Annotated in this window: 13 protein-coding genes; 4 read left to right on the forward strand and 9 right to left on the reverse strand. The window is 64.6% G+C overall.

What is annotated here, in order from left to right; all coding sequences use genetic code 11:
- Positions 1-3: 3 nt before the first annotated feature.
- From A3K89_RS02240 to A3K89_RS02275, 8 genes are all read right to left on the reverse strand, one after another.
- Positions 4-1,293: a hypothetical protein gene (locus A3K89_RS02240; protein WP_254303381.1), complete on the reverse strand. Its 1,290-nt coding sequence runs from the start codon at positions 1,291-1,293 to the stop codon at positions 4-6.
- Entirely contained in the window at positions 1,280-2,389 is a 1,110-nt protein-coding gene (locus tag A3K89_RS02245) for a glycosyltransferase (protein WP_068421165.1), read from the reverse strand. Before A3K89_RS02245 ends, A3K89_RS02240 begins: the two co-directional genes overlap by 14 nt.
- Entirely contained in the window at positions 2,379-3,659 is a 1,281-nt protein-coding gene (locus A3K89_RS02250; protein WP_157105203.1) for a hypothetical protein, read from the reverse strand. The genes A3K89_RS02245 and A3K89_RS02250 overlap by 11 nt, the downstream gene beginning before the upstream one ends.
- A 209-nt stretch (positions 3,660-3,868) precedes the next feature.
- Positions 3,869-5,386 carry a flippase gene (locus tag A3K89_RS02255; RefSeq protein WP_068421172.1) on the reverse strand — a complete coding sequence of 506 codons (1,518 nt, stop codon included), beginning with the start codon at positions 5,384-5,386 and terminating at the stop codon, positions 3,869-3,871.
- Positions 5,387-5,390: 4 nt separating this feature from the next.
- On the reverse strand, positions 5,391-6,440 hold the full coding sequence (locus tag A3K89_RS02260; protein ID WP_068421182.1) for a glycosyltransferase family 4 protein: 1,050 nt from the start codon (positions 6,438-6,440) through the stop codon (positions 5,391-5,393).
- Positions 6,350-7,741 carry an O-antigen ligase family protein gene (locus A3K89_RS02265; RefSeq protein WP_068421185.1) on the reverse strand — a complete coding sequence of 464 codons (1,392 nt, stop codon included), beginning with the start codon at positions 7,739-7,741 and terminating at the stop codon, positions 6,350-6,352. Before A3K89_RS02265 ends, A3K89_RS02260 begins: the two co-directional genes overlap by 91 nt.
- 33 nt (positions 7,742-7,774) lie before the next feature.
- Positions 7,775-9,259 (reverse strand): sugar transferase, encoded by a 1,485-nt coding sequence (locus tag A3K89_RS02270; RefSeq protein WP_068421188.1) that lies wholly within the window; start codon positions 9,257-9,259, stop codon positions 7,775-7,777.
- A gap of 166 nt (positions 9,260-9,425) precedes the next feature.
- Positions 9,426-10,130 (reverse strand): GAF domain-containing protein, encoded by a 705-nt coding sequence (locus A3K89_RS02275; protein ID WP_068421190.1) that lies wholly within the window; start codon positions 10,128-10,130, stop codon positions 9,426-9,428.
- A gap of 99 nt (positions 10,131-10,229) precedes the next feature.
- Here A3K89_RS02275 and A3K89_RS02280 point away from each other — a divergent pair, with 99 nt between their 5' ends.
- The 4 genes from A3K89_RS02280 to A3K89_RS02295 all read left to right on the forward strand — a co-directional run bounded on the left by A3K89_RS02280 (position 10,230) and on the right by A3K89_RS02295 (position 15,791).
- Positions 10,230-11,342: a beta-xylosidase gene (locus A3K89_RS02280; protein ID WP_068421191.1), complete on the forward strand. Its 1,113-nt coding sequence runs from the start codon at positions 10,230-10,232 to the stop codon at positions 11,340-11,342.
- Positions 11,343-11,538: 196 nt separating this feature from the next.
- A complete protein-coding gene (locus tag A3K89_RS02285; protein ID WP_068421194.1) occupies positions 11,539-12,192 on the forward strand; it encodes an MSMEG_1061 family FMN-dependent PPOX-type flavoprotein in 654 nt (217 codons plus the stop codon).
- A 66-nt stretch (positions 12,193-12,258) separates the two neighbouring features.
- A complete protein-coding gene (locus A3K89_RS02290) occupies positions 12,259-12,858 on the forward strand; it encodes a hypothetical protein (protein WP_068421197.1) in 600 nt (199 codons plus the stop codon).
- 98 nt (positions 12,859-12,956) lie between these two features.
- A complete protein-coding gene (locus tag A3K89_RS02295) occupies positions 12,957-15,791 on the forward strand; it encodes a BTAD domain-containing putative transcriptional regulator (RefSeq protein WP_068421199.1) in 2,835 nt (944 codons plus the stop codon).
- On the opposite strand, the gene A3K89_RS02300 is transcribed toward A3K89_RS02295, so the two are convergent.
- Complete coding sequence (locus tag A3K89_RS02300) at positions 15,780-16,145, reverse strand: hypothetical protein (RefSeq protein WP_157105204.1); 366 nt, start codon at positions 16,143-16,145, stop codon at positions 15,780-15,782. The genes A3K89_RS02295 and A3K89_RS02300 overlap by 12 nt on opposite strands.
- Positions 16,146-16,157: the final 12 nt, after the last annotated feature.

Raw genomic sequence — 16,157 nt, forward strand, 5'->3', positions numbered from 1 at the left:
GCGCTAAGCCCGAACATCTCGCAACAGGGACAGAGGGTCGCTGCACAGTTGCTCGAGGGCGGACTCGACGACCTCCGAGTCGATCATCTTGTCGCAGAACGAGGCCGTGTAGGTACGGCCGCCGGCAACCTCGGCGATCAACATGGTGACGCCGTCGGGTCCATCTGGTTCCAAGGACGCGGCGATCTGCGGCGGTCGCCCGTCGTTCGCCCACTTCAGATGGTCGAACATGCGTAGTTTGCCGAGGTCACTGACTGCCAGGCGAAGCCGGTCGGGAACGTCGACGGCGCCGCCCGGTTCGGGCGTCGCCGGACGCGAACGCCACGACAGCAGTCTGTCCTTGACCTCGGACATACCGAGAATGGCGACGGGCCACCCGGAATCGATGACCTGCTTCATCGCGGACGCGATGTCCACGGGTGAGAGGTCGACGGGAAGGTGCAGCGGGATGCCGACCGCGAAATTACCGTGCGACGCAAGATGTTCCGGACCCAAATAGCGGCGAGAATTGAACAGAATCATGACCTGCTCGGACAGCGGCACGTTCTGTGCCAGCAGTGCGGCGCGCCAGAGCGCCACCGAAATCGATGCCGCGGTTGCGCCTGCCGCATTCTCGGACGCCCATCGGTGGAGTTCGCTCACACGCGCAGGCTCCATGTATGCCGAGCGGCTGACCTTTGCCGACTCCCAGTTCTCGATCCTCTTCGTCGGCACCTTCTCGGACGCGCCCGTGTTCTTGTGCTGTTTCCGGAGGCGCCAGAAATCCCGCAGTGCAGCAGGTTTCGCGGAATAGTGCTTACGCAACGCGGTCGACGTCGAGCCATCGGGCAGTCCGGTGGCCAGGCCGCGGGCACGTGCGTCGTCGACGTCGCCCGAGAACGCCGCCATGAGCATCAGGCCCATCTGCCCGTCACCGATGCCGTGCGACAGATCGACGGCGAGATAGTCACCGCAGATGATCACTTCCAGGGCCTTTTTCGGCCCCGGACGGTTCCTGATCGCGGTGAGCAGGCGCCCGAGATCCGTTGTGTCGAGGTCGGGGAGTGTCAGTACGGCGCTGTTGTTCTCGCCGGTGCGATACTCCCAGTCGCGACTGTCGTGCTGCGGTTCGAGAGCCAATCGGGGTGTCGCGGAGGATTGCTCGGCTGCGTTCATCACCGCACGTGCCGTGGCCGCGTCCAGTCCCTTGGTCGGACCCGTCAGTGCGATGATGCGTGCGTCCGCGAAGACTCGGTCCATCGCGGTCGATCGGTAGCGAGGGCGGGCTGCACCGGGAGCGTCAGATCGCGGCATCGACGACCTCCTGCATCCGGTCGCGGAAGTTGGCGCGCGAGAAGCCTTCTGCCCATGTGCGAATCTCGTTACGGTCGAACTCGCTCGGGGAGAACGACCTCATCGCTTCCGCGAAGCCGGCCACGATCTCGTCGTCCGAACCGAATGCGACATGAAGGCCGGTCTTGCCGGGCAACACCGTGTCGACGGCCCCACCCTCGCCGAGAGCGATGACCGGGGTGCCGGTGGCCATCGACTCCACGGGAACGATGCCGAAATCCTCGATACCGGGCATCAGAAGAGCGCGCGTCTTGCGGTGCAGTTCCAGAAGCTTCTCGTGAGACACCCGGCCGAGGAACGTCGTCTTCGGACCCGCGAGCTCCCGACACTGCTCCATCGCTCTACCATCACCGGCGACGACCAGCGGAACGTTCGCTTCGGCAGCTGCGCGCACCGCGATGTCGGGTCGCTTGTACGGAACCAGACGCCCGGCGAGCAGGAAGAAGTCCTCGCGCTCGACCGACGTGTCGGGTGTGAACCCCTCGATGTCGACGGGCGGGTGCACGACGACGGCGTCGTCCCTGCCCCACCAATTCGAGATGCGCTCGGCCACCGCCGTCGAGTTCGCGACGACGGTGGTCAACTTGGGGGCCGCCGACGTCTCGCACTTGCGTGCCACAGCAGACAGCGCGGTCAGAATTCCCGCACCGACCTTGCCGCCACCTTCACCGGCACGCAGTTCCGGATCCCACGCCCACCGCGCTGGACTGTGGACGTAGGCGACGACCGGGGCGTCCGTCGCGAACACGGTCTGTGTGGCGAACGCGTGATGGCTGACGACGACGGCGGAATAGTCGTCGAGCTTCAACCGCCGGAAGGCGACCGGCATCAACGGCAGCACCGGGGCGTAGGAACGCTGGCCGATGGCGTTGTAGATGTTGTTGAGAAAGGTGGTGTGCGGCGGTGAGGACAGGCCGGGAGGAATGCCTTCGGCGCGGGCGATGGGGGCGAAGACGTCCGCGTGCGGCCAGTGGAGTGCCAGCTGCTCCATGACGTGTTCCGACCCGGCGATCTCGGTGAATCGCTCGTGTACGAGGGCGATCTTGTCAGTTGGCACGGGTGTCCACCTCCGTGTTCTGTTGCGGTGTCGCCTGGTTGGCCTGATGGTCTTTGTTCTTGTTCTTGTTCTTCGGTTGCAGAACCAGGAACGACGAAATTCCGAATTCGTGAATCTGCTTCAGTGCACGCGCCGCGGCCTTCTTGTCCTTGCCGGCCTTGGAGACCAGAACCGCGACGGTATCGATGTCGGCGACATCGACTGCACGCCACCACTCGTCGGTGAGTCCCATCGTCACGACCACGGGACGACCGGCTGCCGCATCGGCGGCGTATCCGCGGGTCGGTCGATATACGGCTTCGTCTCCGACGAGGACCACGACCACCGCATCTCGTTTGCTCGCTGCGTGCCGCGCATTGCTCGCGGACACGGAACTTCCGCGGTGAAGACTGTCGATGCGCGACGCCAGAATCGGAGGCAGATCGCCGGACGACGTCGCGTCGAACGCAGCGCCGTTCTTCTTCGCGACCCGCCTGGCCCAGGAACGGTTGGGCGACGAGCCGAACCGGCCACGCAGCAGAACGATCAGTTCCGCCGCCACCACCAACGTGGCCAACGCTGCCACCAGAGCTTCGGACATCGGTTTGGGAGACACCGGCGTGGTGTTCTGCTCCGGGCTCGACAGCACGACCAGCTGGTCTCCGCCGCCGCTTTGCAGCTGCGAGAGCTGTTGTTGCAGTTGCGACAGCTGTGTCTCGGCGGCGCTACGGTTCGGGTCATCGGCGGCGAGAGAGTTGACCCGAGCTTCCGCCGCCGCGATAGAAGCCTGAGCCTGCTCGACCTGGCCCTGGGTGTCGCGCGCGTAGTTGGCGTTGGCTGCCTGCGCCACGGTGGTGACCATGGACTGCGCAAGGGCGAGGGCTGTTTCGGGCGAGTCCGTCGTGACCGTGTACGTCAACAGCGCTGGAGAGGTGCCGGGGACGAGTTCGAGACTTGCGCTGAGTTGTCCGGCATCCATGTCCGTGTCCACCTCGGACAGAACCTGATTCAACACGTCCGTGTCCGTGGCCAGCTGTTCGAACGGTGCACGCATCTGTTCGATGAACGCGTCGCCCGGGATGAGTGTCTGCGCTGGCTTGATTTCCGTGACGATCGAGGCGGAGTACTGCTTCTCCGTCAGCTCACTGCGGACGTAGAACACGCCGGCCCCCACGAGAACTGCGATGACGAACGCGGGCAGGAGAGCGCGCCCGAGTTCTCGCATGTGCCCCGCCAGATCGATGGGCGGAGGAACGTCACCGCGATGCACGGCATCGTCTACGGGCGCCAAGAGGGGCTCCTAAGGTCGCATCTGTCAACGTGGCCGAGTGTTACCCGCCCGGGAGTGTCGTCAATCTCGATCATAACGCGATGTGAAAGATCAAGCGGTGCAGCGTGACCGGTGGGAACGTGCACGAAACTTGCTTTCGGTTCCATAGCCGGCGGCGTGTCCGATACGGTCGGTGACGCGATCATGCGAACCTCCTTCTCTGCAGCGTCTCAACGGCGCGCATGGCGGCCCTTGTTCGCGGACGGAAGCGGCGAATCGATGGCACCGATGGCGACCATGGCGAAAACCACGACTCCGACCAGCGCGGCGGCGACGATCGAGATGGGGAGCCAGATCGCCGAAAACGCCTGAACGGCAAAGTACCCGACCGCGGATACCGCCGCGCACACGACGATCACTGCCGCGACCGATCGGACGGGTAGTACCCCCGACATCGGCATACTGCGTTCGATGACGATCCACAGCAGCACCAGCGTCACCCCGATCGTGACGACCGTGGAGATCGCGGCGCCGTCGAACGACATACGCGGAATCAGAACCAGATTGAGGCCGACGTTGATCGCCAGTCCGAGAAGCGCGACCAGTGGATAGTGGCGTTGCATGCCCGCCGACGCGAGCACGAAGATCCCGAGCATCACGAGAGACATGAGGGCCGCGCCCAGCACGAGCAGTCGCGCCGCCTGCGCACCGTCGACGAATCGCTCGCCGTAGAGCAGCCGGATGAGCGGCTCTGCCGAGGGCCAGAGCGCGGCGACGGCCATGGCGCCGAAGACGATGAACAACGTTGCCGCCGAACGTGATCGCTCACGGAACGTCGTCAGATCGTCCGGCCAGGACGCGATCAGCAACGTGCTCACCGGGGCGACCGCCGCGAGCGTGAACGTGTCGATCATGTCGGAGAACTTGTAGCCGATCGAGTAGAGGCCGACGGCGTCGAAGTCATCGAGCAGACTCAGCATCAACATGTCGATCTTCAGCATCGCGATGGTCAGCGCGAAACCGATCGCCAGCGGAACTGCTTCCCTGAGATACGCACTCCAGCGGCGTATCTCGATGTGCCGGGATGGCCGCAATCCGACCGATCGGCTGCGGATTCCGAAGCCCTTCGTCACGAGTTTGAAGATCTCGTTGGCGACGGCGGGAAGTACGAACCACAGCAGTGTCGGCGCGAACACCGCGGCGAGAACGGTCAGTGCGAGTTGAAGTACCTGACCGACGCTTTCGGCGACGGCCACGAGGAGCAGTCGGTGCCGAGCCTGAAAGAGCACGGACAGTGCATGACTCGGTGTCGCGAAGACGACGACGAGACCACCGACGGCGGTAGCGAGCACGACCTCGGACGGATATCCCAGCACCACGGTGTAGCCGATCGCCAGCACATAGCCGACCAGTCCCAGCACGAAACGCAGTGCGAGGAAAGACGATGCGGTCCGTGCGATCTCCTCGGCGTCGTGGTCGATGAGTCGGGCCAACACGACTCGGCCGACTCCCAGATCGGTCACGACCGACATCAGGCCGAGAAGTGCGAAGACGAAACTGAACTGACCCCACTCGTCGGGACTGAGGGTGCGAGCGATGACCACGCTGCCGATCCAACCGAGAGCCGCGACGACGACGCGGCTCATCAGAACGGCTGCGGTCGCCCGGGCCGCGGCTTTCGGGTCCGCCGCGATCGCTCGATAGTCGGGTGGTGTCTCCATCCCGTCCGGGACAGTCGTTTCGGTCATCCGTTCACACTCCGGCGCCTCGGTACGCCTGCGCGGTCTTCTCGGCCGTTTGTCGCCAGCTCATTCGAGAGGCCGCCGCGACAGCCGCCGTGGTCGACGCGTCTCGTGCGGCGTCGTCGAAGACGAGTGGGCGAATGGCGTCCGCCCAGTCGGAGACGCGTTCGGACGTCAGCAGGGTCGCGCCGTCGCCGACGACGTCGGGGAGTGCACCGACCGCGCTGGCGACGACGGCACCGCCACATGCCATTGCTTCGACGGGTGGCAGGCCGTAGCCCTCGTAACGCGACGCGTACGCGGTCACCGTTGCGGCCGCGTAGAGCGCAGGAAGGTCGTCGAGGTCGACGTAACCGAGGCCGACGGCCGACGTCGGCTTGTCGGGACCCGTCGATCCGGCTCCCGCGAGGAGGCATGGGACGCCGACCTTCTCGGCCGCGTCCGCGACGAGTTGGACGTTCTTGCGAGGTTCGACGGTACCGACCTGCATGACGAACTTCTCCGGCAGCGAGTATTTCGCGCGGACCGCCTCGACCTCCTCTTCTTTCGGGGGCCGCGCCCATGCGGCGGGTGCCAGCTCCGTCACCACTGCGTCGCGTCCGCTCACCGACTTGATTCGGTCGGCGGTGAACTGAGAGACGGCGAGGAGGAGATCTGCGCGTCGGAGTGTGTGCCGCACGAGGCGCTGCTCTCCCAGAGCTCGGAACCGGCTCGATGCCGACGGCATGTCGATCACCGAAAGGTCGTGCACGGTGGCGACTTTGAACGCTCGGGTCACGAGCGGGAGGTCCACATCCAAGCCGTGGACGACATCGGCGGGTCCGACGGGGAGTGCGCCGAGCACGGCGCGGACGGCGCCGTCGGCAACCCTGCGCGTCGACGGCGTGACGGCCGCGGGCAGCTCGCCGACGGCATCTTCCTGCACGACGGCGTTCAGGTCGGCTCCCGGAAGCTGCTCGGGGAGCTCGTTCAGTAACTCGCGGATGTAGGTCTGAACCCCGCTTCCGCCGGGCCGAAGCGCGAGCGCACCGTAGACGTATCGTGTTGCGCCGCTGCGCATCCCACCACTCCTAACAGTAACCAGAAATAGACGTCGGTCGGGAAGATCTCGAAATACGTGGACACCAGCGAAGCGAACATCGCGGCGACGATGGATGCGCCGACGCCGAGTGCGAGGGCGCCGTCGCGGCCCGGCATGGACCGTGACAAGCGGGTGCACCACATCAGTGCGGTGACGAGAAGTGCCACCACGACCCACAGTCCGATCGGTCCGAGCTCGAGAAGGGCCTTCACGTAGTAGTTGTCGGGTTGGTAGTTGGTGGAGAGCCCGTCCTCGGTCTGGAACGAGGCGCCCGATGCAGTGGATATTCGGTCGGCTGCCGATCCGCTGGAACCTAGTGCGGTTCCGAGCGGATGAACTTGAATGCTGGCGATGATGTTGTTCCAACCATCACTGCGCTGCCCGAGACTTCTCGACGAGAAGAAGACCTCGGTGATCTTCGGTACGAACGGAACGATCACCGCCACGGCGGCCGCCGCCACGGCGAGGGGAGCAGCGAGGAATCGGAACCGGATAGCGATCAGGTAGATCAGTCCGACGATCAGGCCGAGGATTGCGCCGCGCACGATCGAACTGGCCATCGCCACGACCATGACCGGAGACGCGCACAGGAACAACAGGTTTCGACGCCGACGTGGCTCGGCCAGAGCGACGGCACCGCCGACCAACAATGCGAGCATCACGTACAACCCGAACGGGAACGGCAGGTTGAACGTGCTGAACGTACGGAGCAGGCCACCCGACGTGCGCACCTGCGTCCCGTACTCGTAACCGAGGGAGACGAGCGCTGCCGGCCCCGCGATCAACTGGGCGATGCCGACGGCCGACGTGAAGGCGCCTACCCCCATCAGGATGCTGACGATGGCGTCGCGATCCTTGGCGTCGAACGGCGCGAGCCACATGATGCCGATCAACAGGATGTAGAAGAAGGTCACCTTGATCGCGAAGATGCCCACGAACCCGAACACCGCGAGGGCGGAGACGACGCCCATCGCGATGTACAGGGCAACCGCAGGCCACCACGGCATGAGAAGAGGGGCGCCGCCACGTCTCGGTCCGCTGTCCTTCGGGCGCTTGTCGCGACGAAGCCACGCGCAGATCAACGTGAACAGGACGAGGCCTTCTTTCCACCCCGACACGAACCCGGGTACCGGAAGCAGCACCAGTAGCCCGTTGAACGGGACCCCCAGTGCAAGAAGGAGAACGCCACGCTGCGGCCGGTACCAGATCGATCGAGCGACGAACCAGCCGACGATCACGACGATCACGGCACCCAAAGCCGCAGCGACGACGGTGATCACGAGACGCCCGATGAGTCTTCGCGACTCATGGAATCAGTCCTCTGCCCGCTTCAACACCGCGAGCACGGTGAGGAACAAAATCTTGATGTCGAGCCAGACCGACCAGTTCTCGATGTAGTAGTTGTCCCACTCGGCGCGATCGGCGATAGACGTCTGGCCGCGAAGACCGTGCACCTGTGCCCATCCGGTCACGCCGGCCTTGACGCGGTGACGCTCGCCGTAGCGTCGGATCTGCATCTCGAACAGGTCCACGTACACGGGCCGCTCGGGCCGCGGTCCCACCAGACTCATGTCGCCCTTGAGAACGTTGAGCAGCTGTGGGAGCTCGTCGAGAGACGTCTGACGCATGATCTTGCCGATCTTGGTGCGGCGATCGACGCCTTCCACACCGCCGGGCGCCGAGCCCTCGGTGCGCACGAACTCGGCATCCTCCGGCCGCGGTGGACGCATCGAACGGAACTTCAAGCAGTCGAATGGAACTCCGTCACGACCGATACGTTCTTGAGCGAAGAAGATCGGGCCGGGTGAACTCAACCGGACCAGCAGCATCAGCAGAAGAAAAAGAGGGGATATGAGCAGCAGGCCGAGGCCGGTCAGGGTGCGGTCCATCGCTCCCTTGACGAGGAACTGCCAGCCCTTCGGGTCGACGTGCGGCATGACCATCAACGGCAGGCCACCGATGTGCTCGACTCTGGTCTTGTTGCCGACGGTGTCGAACAGGCGGGGCACCACCCACACCCGCATGCCCAGCTTGTGTGCGCTGCGGGCCACTGCGACGAGCTCCTCGTCTCGGACCGTCGAGAACGAGATGATGACCTCTTCGGCACCTGTGCGGCGCGCGATGGCCTCGAACTCGCTCGGTGTTCCGAGGTAGGGGACGTCGATGGAGTCGGCCGCAGCCGAGGGGTCGAGAGGCGTCACCTGGTCGACGTCGACGACGCCGACCGGCCGGAGACCGTACTCGGGGAACTGCCGCATGCGGGCCACGAGCTGATGGCCGATCGGACCCGAACCGACCACCAGTGTCGGTGCGGCGGAGTGGTATTTGCTTCTGAGGCGCCGCTGGATCACGACGCGGGCGAGCCTGCCGACGGCGAGCAGGATTGCAGCGCACAACCAGATACGCAACATCAGCGTGCTGGGACGATAGTCGGTGCCCGCGATCAACATGATCGTCAGCACGGCGAGAACCGCGAACGCGACCGACGTCTCGACCGGGCCGACCTCGTCGAGAAAGTTCCGACGCAGGCTTCTGCGATACAGGGATTGCGCGCCGAGGATCGCCACGACGATCGGAATGAAAAGCCAAGGTAGCAAACCGAGTTCGGTGAGGCTTCCGCTTCTCCAGAGCAGACCGGCCACGACGGCCAGAGTCGCGGTCAGTACATCGACGGCAACGGTGACGATGGTGTGCAGCGGATCCACCCGGAGGCGATCGGCCAGGCCTCTCTGTTGCGCCGGATTGTCGGAGTGCGTGAGTCCGGGTCTGACCGGCCTTCTTTCGAGTGTATTGGACACGAGTCAAACTCCCGTTTGGGACCGATTTCGAGTAGCGAGCACCTTCGAACAATATCCGAGCCGGGCAATTCGGAAACGTCATTGCCCTATCGATCTTGTTACGGAAAAGCGGCAGACTTCCGGTTTCTACGTGGATTTACAGGGCGGTAGTTTTAATTGCGAACGTTCAGCCGAAGATTCGCTCGCGAACGATCCACGCGAGGTCCTGAAGTATTTGTTGGTGGCCGACCGTCCATTCCCGTGGCTGGTCGTCCCACACGCACAGCGTCCCCACCGCATGGCCTTGGTCGTCCTTCAGTGGGATGCCCATGTAGGACACGGCCAGCTTGCTCAGGACGGCAGGATGGTCCTTCAACACGTCGTGCAGGCGTGCGTCCTCGACGGTCAGAATGTCACCGCCGTCGATCGTGTACTGGCAGATCGATTGGTCCACCGGAAGTTCGCGTGCTTGGTCGAGCTCTATGGGCAGGCCCACTGCGCTCTTGTAGAACTGGCGGCGATTGTCGATCAGCGACACTGCCGCAGAGGGCACTTGCAGTGCGTCGACGACCATTGCGACGAGTCGGTCGTAGCTGTCTTCTCGTGGTGAGTCCAGGAGGCCGGTACGTTCGACGGCGGCGAGTCGCTCCGGGTCGTCGAGTGGCCGATCGCTGGCCGGCGCGACGATCGGCGCCGGGGCCTCGATCTGCACCTCCTTCAGATGACGTAGGAGTTGTCCGAGTTCGGACTGGTCTTCGTCGGTGAGTTCTTGTACCAAACGCGTGACGACCGCGCGTCGCACGTACGCGTCCACCGACTCGCCTGCCTTTTCGGCCTGCTGTCCGAGAATCTCCTCGAGCCGATCGTCGAACCCTGGAACTCCGATAGTCATTTTCCCGATGGTAGTGCAGACCGGTGAAAACCTCGCTTTCATTCGTTCTGCAAATTGCGAAGATTCTTCTTTTCTGTGGTAGTGCGTTAACCTTCTCCGGTGATTCAGCGTGTACAGCTGAGCGTGACGCCGAAGCTGTTCACGCTCGCCACCCTTGTCCTGTTACTTCTTTCAGCGTTCGTGTCTCCTACGGCGGCTCAGGCCGCACCGATGTCCGGCGGGAAGTGTTCCGGTATGTCGAGCGCACCTCGTATCGGTGTCTCCCCAGGTGCCTCGATCGGCGGTGCCTCCGACGCCGACGTCGACCGTGAACTCACCCTCATGCGTGATGCCGGGGTATTCGGAGTTCGCGTCGACATCGACTGGTCCGCAATAGAATCGGTTCGAGGCCGGTTCAATTGGACGAATACCGACCGGATTCTTTCGGCGATTGTCGGGCACGGCCTGTGTCCCCTGGGGATCATCGCCTATACGCCGCAGTGGGCGCGCGTGGCGGGTGCTTCGAACGACTCGCATTCTCGTCCGGCCAATCCGGACGCGTTCGCGGCCTTCGCGTCGACTGTCGTTCAGCGCTACCGCGATTACATGAATCTGTGGGAGGTATGGAACGAGCCGAACATCGTCGGCTTCTTCAAGCCGGCGCCCGATCCCACCCAGTACTCGATCCTGCTTCGCGCCTCCTACACGGCGATCAAAGCGGCGCAACCGGAAGCCACTGTGCTGTCGGGCGGACTCGCACCCGCGGAGAGCAACGGTGTCAACATCAACCCGAAAGCATTCCTGCAGGCGATGTACGACGTCGGCGGAAATCGGTACTTCGACGCGTTCAACATCCACCCGTACACGTATCCGTATCTGCCCAACGACCCGAGCACTGCGAGTTGGAGTACGGCACAGGCGATGTGGCCGATGCGCGACATCATGGTCGCGGGCGGGGACAGCGCCAAGCAGATCTGGCTGACCGAGTTCGGTGCGCCGACCGGTACCGCGTCGAATGCCGTCACCGAGCAGGTGCAGTCGGACACGATCGGGATCGTCATGGACGCGGTGCTCGGTAACTCCTGGATGGGTCCTGCATTCGTGTACGCCTCGCGCGATGCCGGTACCAACGCCTCGGACCCGGAGCAGAACTTCGGGTTGCTGCGGCGGGATTTCACTCCCAAGCTGGCCTACGACCGGGTCGCGAGTTTCACTGCGGGGCACCCCGCTTAGAACCGGTCGGGGGCTTCGTTGCCCGCCGGCGATTCGAAGCGTCGTCCCGAAGGTGGGTTTCGGACCGAGTGTGGCTTTCCGGTCACTCTGAGTGACTGGGGGCCGCCCTCGCTCCGTTCGGGGACACGATGTCGGAGCGATGTCGGTGGATCCACGCGAGTGCACGCGCACGTGCGGGGTTCGTTACGCTCGCGGCGTGACCTGGGACGAGATTCGAGACGCGGACGAGCTGACCGACATGTTCGGTACCCCGAGCTACCGAGCTGCCAACAAGGACCGGTCGTCGTTGCACCCGATCGATGTCCGCTGGTTGGCGGAGTCTCCGTTCTGCCTCATCGGCACCGCCGACGCCGACGGCCGTTGCGACGTCTCGCCGAAGGGTGACCCTGCGGGCCTGCTTGCCCACGTCATCGACTCCACGACCATCGCGATCGCCGAACGCCCGGGCAACAAACGTATGGACGGCTACCGGAACGTGCTGGCCAATCCGTTCGTCGGGATCAACTTCTTCATCCCGGGTCGCGGTGACACATTGCGCATCAACGGCCGAGCACGATTGATCAAGAATGCGCCCTTCTTCGACGAGATGGTGGTCAAGGGCCACAGGCCGATCCTGTGCCTCGTCGTCGAAGTCGAACAAGTCTTCTTCCATTGCGCCAAGGCGTTCATGCGATCGAAGTTGTGGGAGCCCGAGACGTGGAATCCCTCGATCCTGCCGACCGTCTCCGAGATCACGAGGGCGGTCATGCCGGACTCGCCCGAGTCTTTGGCCGAGCTCGAGCAGTATTACGGCGCGTCCTACGAGCAGAAGCTCTACGAGAAGCAGGCGGTCCAAGTGGATCCCCAGTGACTTCCCAGTAGAACCGCCGATCGTGTGAGCCAGAAGAACCTTCCACTCATACGAGGAGCTGAGACGATGGCCGTTCTCGAGAACTCACACCGCACGAGAAGTGTCGTGACACCGCAGTCCGTGCGCAACACCGGAATTCTGTTGGCAATCGGCACGACGGCCTGGGCCGTCGGAATGCCCGCGATCGGCGACCACCAGGGATTCGGGTGGCAATCGCTCGTCGGAGGCGCCACTGCGATCGCCTTTCAGATCGGCGTCGTCCGGCTGTTGCTCTTGCAGGTACGCACGCACGCGATGGGCGACGGCCGCGTCGCCCGCGGCTTCTACGTCGGACAGTTCGTGTTCATGGCAGGCGCACTGGTCTCGTCGACGTTGGACGCGTTCTGGCTGCTTCACGACACAGCGGTGTGGATGGCGTTCGACCTGTGCTGGCCCCTGTCGATGGTGGGCATGGTCGGTATCGGCATACGAGTTGCGATCGCGGGACGATGGACCGGAGTCGTCCGGTGGTGGACGCTGTGGGCTCAATCCTGGTTCGTCGCCACGATTCCGCTCGTGATGATCGTGCGTGACGCCGGACTGGTCGTCAGCTCCGTCCAACTGGTCCTCGGTTACACGATCCTTGGGGTACTGCTCGCCACGCGGCGATCGGTCACGTCCGAGTAGGTGGCGGACGTCCTGGGCCCGGTCCCCGCGCGGCGGGGTCCGGGCCCGGGTCGTGCCAACGGTGAGACGAAAGACCGGTGGCACTTTATGATCCATCGGTGTCGACAGATCAGGCCACCACGAACGCTCGCGTCGAGCTGCGCGTTCTGGGGCCGATCGAGGCATTCCTGAACGGCGAGCCGATTGCACTCGGTGGGCCCGTGCCTCGCGCGATCGTTGCCCGGTTGGCGATCGCAGGTGGCCACATGGTCGCCGACGACACCCTGATCGACGACCTCTGGGGCGACTCGCCACCGAGGACGGCATCGCTGACGTTGCAGGGCTACATCTCCACGCTGCGCAAGGCGTTCGAACCGAACCGTGGCACCGCCAAGCCGACGGTGCTGGTCCGGCGCGGGCCCGGGTACGCCCTCGTCCTTCCCGACGACGGTCTCGACTCGACGCGGTTTCTGGCGGGCGCGCACGCCGGGAAAGAAGCACTGAACGAACAGCGGTTCGCCGACGCCCACCGCATTCTCGGCGAGGCACTCGACCTCTGGAGTGGTCCCGCGCACGCGGATTGCGCCGACCGGCCGTTCGCCCAGGCGGAGATCCGGCACCTCGAGGAGCGTCGACTCGGGGTGTTCGAAGATCGCATGGATGCGGCGATAGCCCTGGGGGAGAACGCGTCGGCCGCCGCGGCGCTCGAGGCGCACATCCGGAACCATCCGCTTCGCGAACGTGCCTCGGAGTTGTTGGCGCTCGCGCTGTACCGAGCGGGTAGGCAGGGTGACGCATTGGCGGCCCTGCGCGCAACCCGCGAGAGTCTGGCCGATCAACTCGGCGCGGATCCGAGACCGAGTTCGATCGCGCTGCACGACGCCATCCTGCGGCAGGATTCGGCACTCGACGTCACCGTCGCCGAGATACCGGACGCACGTCCGCCGGCTCGGCACAGCCTCGTTCCGATCCCTTCCACACCGTTGGTGGGCCGGCACGACGATCTGCTCGCCGTCGAGTCTGCAGGAGCCACGAACAGGCTCGTCACGTTGACCGGACCCGGCGGGATGGGGAAGACGCGGCTGGCACTCGAGGTGGCGCGTCGGCGTCGGGATTCCGACGGCCCCTGGTTCGTGGAACTCGCCGACGTCCGGGAGGGCGGATTGCTCGTCGACGCCATCGCCACCGCGCTCGGGGTGAGCGTGTCCGGCGGTATGTCGTCGCTCGAGGCGATCTTGCGCGATCGTCGTACCCTCCTCGTGCTCGACAACTGCGAACAGGTCCTCGGGCCCGTCGCCGAGTTCGTCGCAGCAGTGCTCGCGTCGTGTTCGGAAGTCTCGGTACTCGCGACGAGCCGCGAGGCGCTCGGCGTGCACGGCGAGTACGTGTACGACACGCCGTCGCTGTCCTCCGGGGCCGGCGGCGCGGCCGTTCGACTGTTCGTCGATCGTGCGTCGCAGCAATCCGGCGGCTGGGATCCGAGTACCGAGGACATGAAGCTACTCGACAAGCTGTGCGGGGCATTGGACGGAATGCCGCTCGCCATCGAACTTGCTGCGGCACAGTGTCGTACGCTGTCGGTGCGTCAACTCGTCGACAATCTCGACGACCGGTTCGAGGTACTGCGCGGTGGACCGAGAACCAATCTCCGGCACTCGACCATGCTCGCTGCGGTCGAGTGGTCGTACGCGAGTCTGGCGCCGTCGGAAAAGGTGTTGTTCGAAGATCTGGCGATCTTCGACGGTGGTTTCGATCTCGACGCGGCGCGTACGGTAACCGGCCATCGCGGCATCATCGCCGACCTCGGCGCACTCATCGACAAGTCGCTGATCAAGTCCTCGGGCGGTGATCCCCGGCGGTACCGCATGTTGGAGACGTTGCGGAGTTTCGCTGCGCTGCATCGTCATCCGGCCCGGTCGGCCGAATTGCGCCAACGGCACTCCGAGTGGGTCGTCGCGATGGCGGAAGAAGCCTATTTCGGTCTGCGGGGACCCGAGTGCCCACGATGGATGACGCGCCTCGATCACGACATGCCCAACGTGCGTTCGGCTCTCGAACATCTGGACAACACGTCGGAGACCTATCTACGCATCGTCGGAAGCCTGTACTGGTTCTGGTACCGCCGCGGTCACGTCGCGGAAGGGCTTCGCTACCTGGAGTCGGCGATGAAGGCGAAGGACATCGGCATCGGTGTCCTGGTCCGGGCGGTGGCGGGACTGACCATCACGCGGTACCTCGCGGGCGACATCTCGGGTTTGCTCGAATCCTTCGGCAGGCTGGGGGAATTGGAGCCGGAAACTCATTCCGACAAGGTGGCGCGGTCGGACGTGCTCGTGTCGCTGGCATTCTTCGAGGCAGGTGCCGGGTTGACCGAACAAGCAGTCGTGCATGCCGACGAGGCGCTCGTCGTGGCCGACGCTCTCGACGCGCCGTACACGAAAGCCGAAGCGTTGATGTCCGCTGGGACGGCTTTTCTCCGCAGTGGGGACATGATCCGCGCCGAGGAGCTGCTCGAGTACTCGACGGCCGTGGCCGCCGACTGCGGGTATCAGTGGTGCGAAGCATCCGCCTTGTGGATCCATGCCAAAGTCGATCTTGCGCAGGGCCGTTGGGGAGGACCTGCCGAACTCAAACTCCAACGGATGATCGACGCGTGCGACTCCGTATCGGACACGTCGTCGTGGATGGTGGGGCTTGCAACGCTTGCGTACGCACTGTTCCGGCGGGGTGACATCGATTCGGCGACACGGTTGTTGGGCGTCGTGGATCGTCAGGTCGAGATGATCGGCTACGTTCCGTCGGCGATGGATCCGATCGACATCGGACGTTACGACCAGGAGATCCGGTCGGCCGTCGACGACGACACGCTCCGGCGAAACATCGAGGTCGGGCGTCAGCTGACCCGCGGCGAGGTTCGCGAACTCGTGTTCGCCGCGGTGCCGTCATCGCAGTGACAGTGCGTACATGACCTCCCATCCTCGCTCGGTCGCGTACGGTCCGAAAACCGCGGGGAGCGTGGCCTGCTCGACCCGAACGGCGACCGTGTCGACAAGATCGACGACATCGGAATCGCCGAACACGGCGCACGTCAGAGCCGAGGACACGCTGTAGGCGTCGGCCGCAGTGCAGACGAACACAGGGAACGTGACCTCCGCAGTCTCGTCGGCGCGTGCGTACGATGCGGCGCGCGCGTGCAGCCATTCGAGGAACATCTCGGCGTCGTCGCGGTCGCAGAACTGCACTCGCGCGGATCGTAGCCGGGTTGCGGTCTGCGGGGCGGCGAACTGGGGGAGGGTCGGTGCGCTCATGAGGAAAGACTG

Origin of the sequence: Rhodococcoides kyotonense (assembly GCF_001645385.1) — a bacterium.
In the GTDB taxonomy this organism is placed as follows: Bacteria; Actinomycetota; Actinomycetes; order Mycobacteriales; family Mycobacteriaceae; genus Rhodococcoides; species Rhodococcoides kyotonensis_B.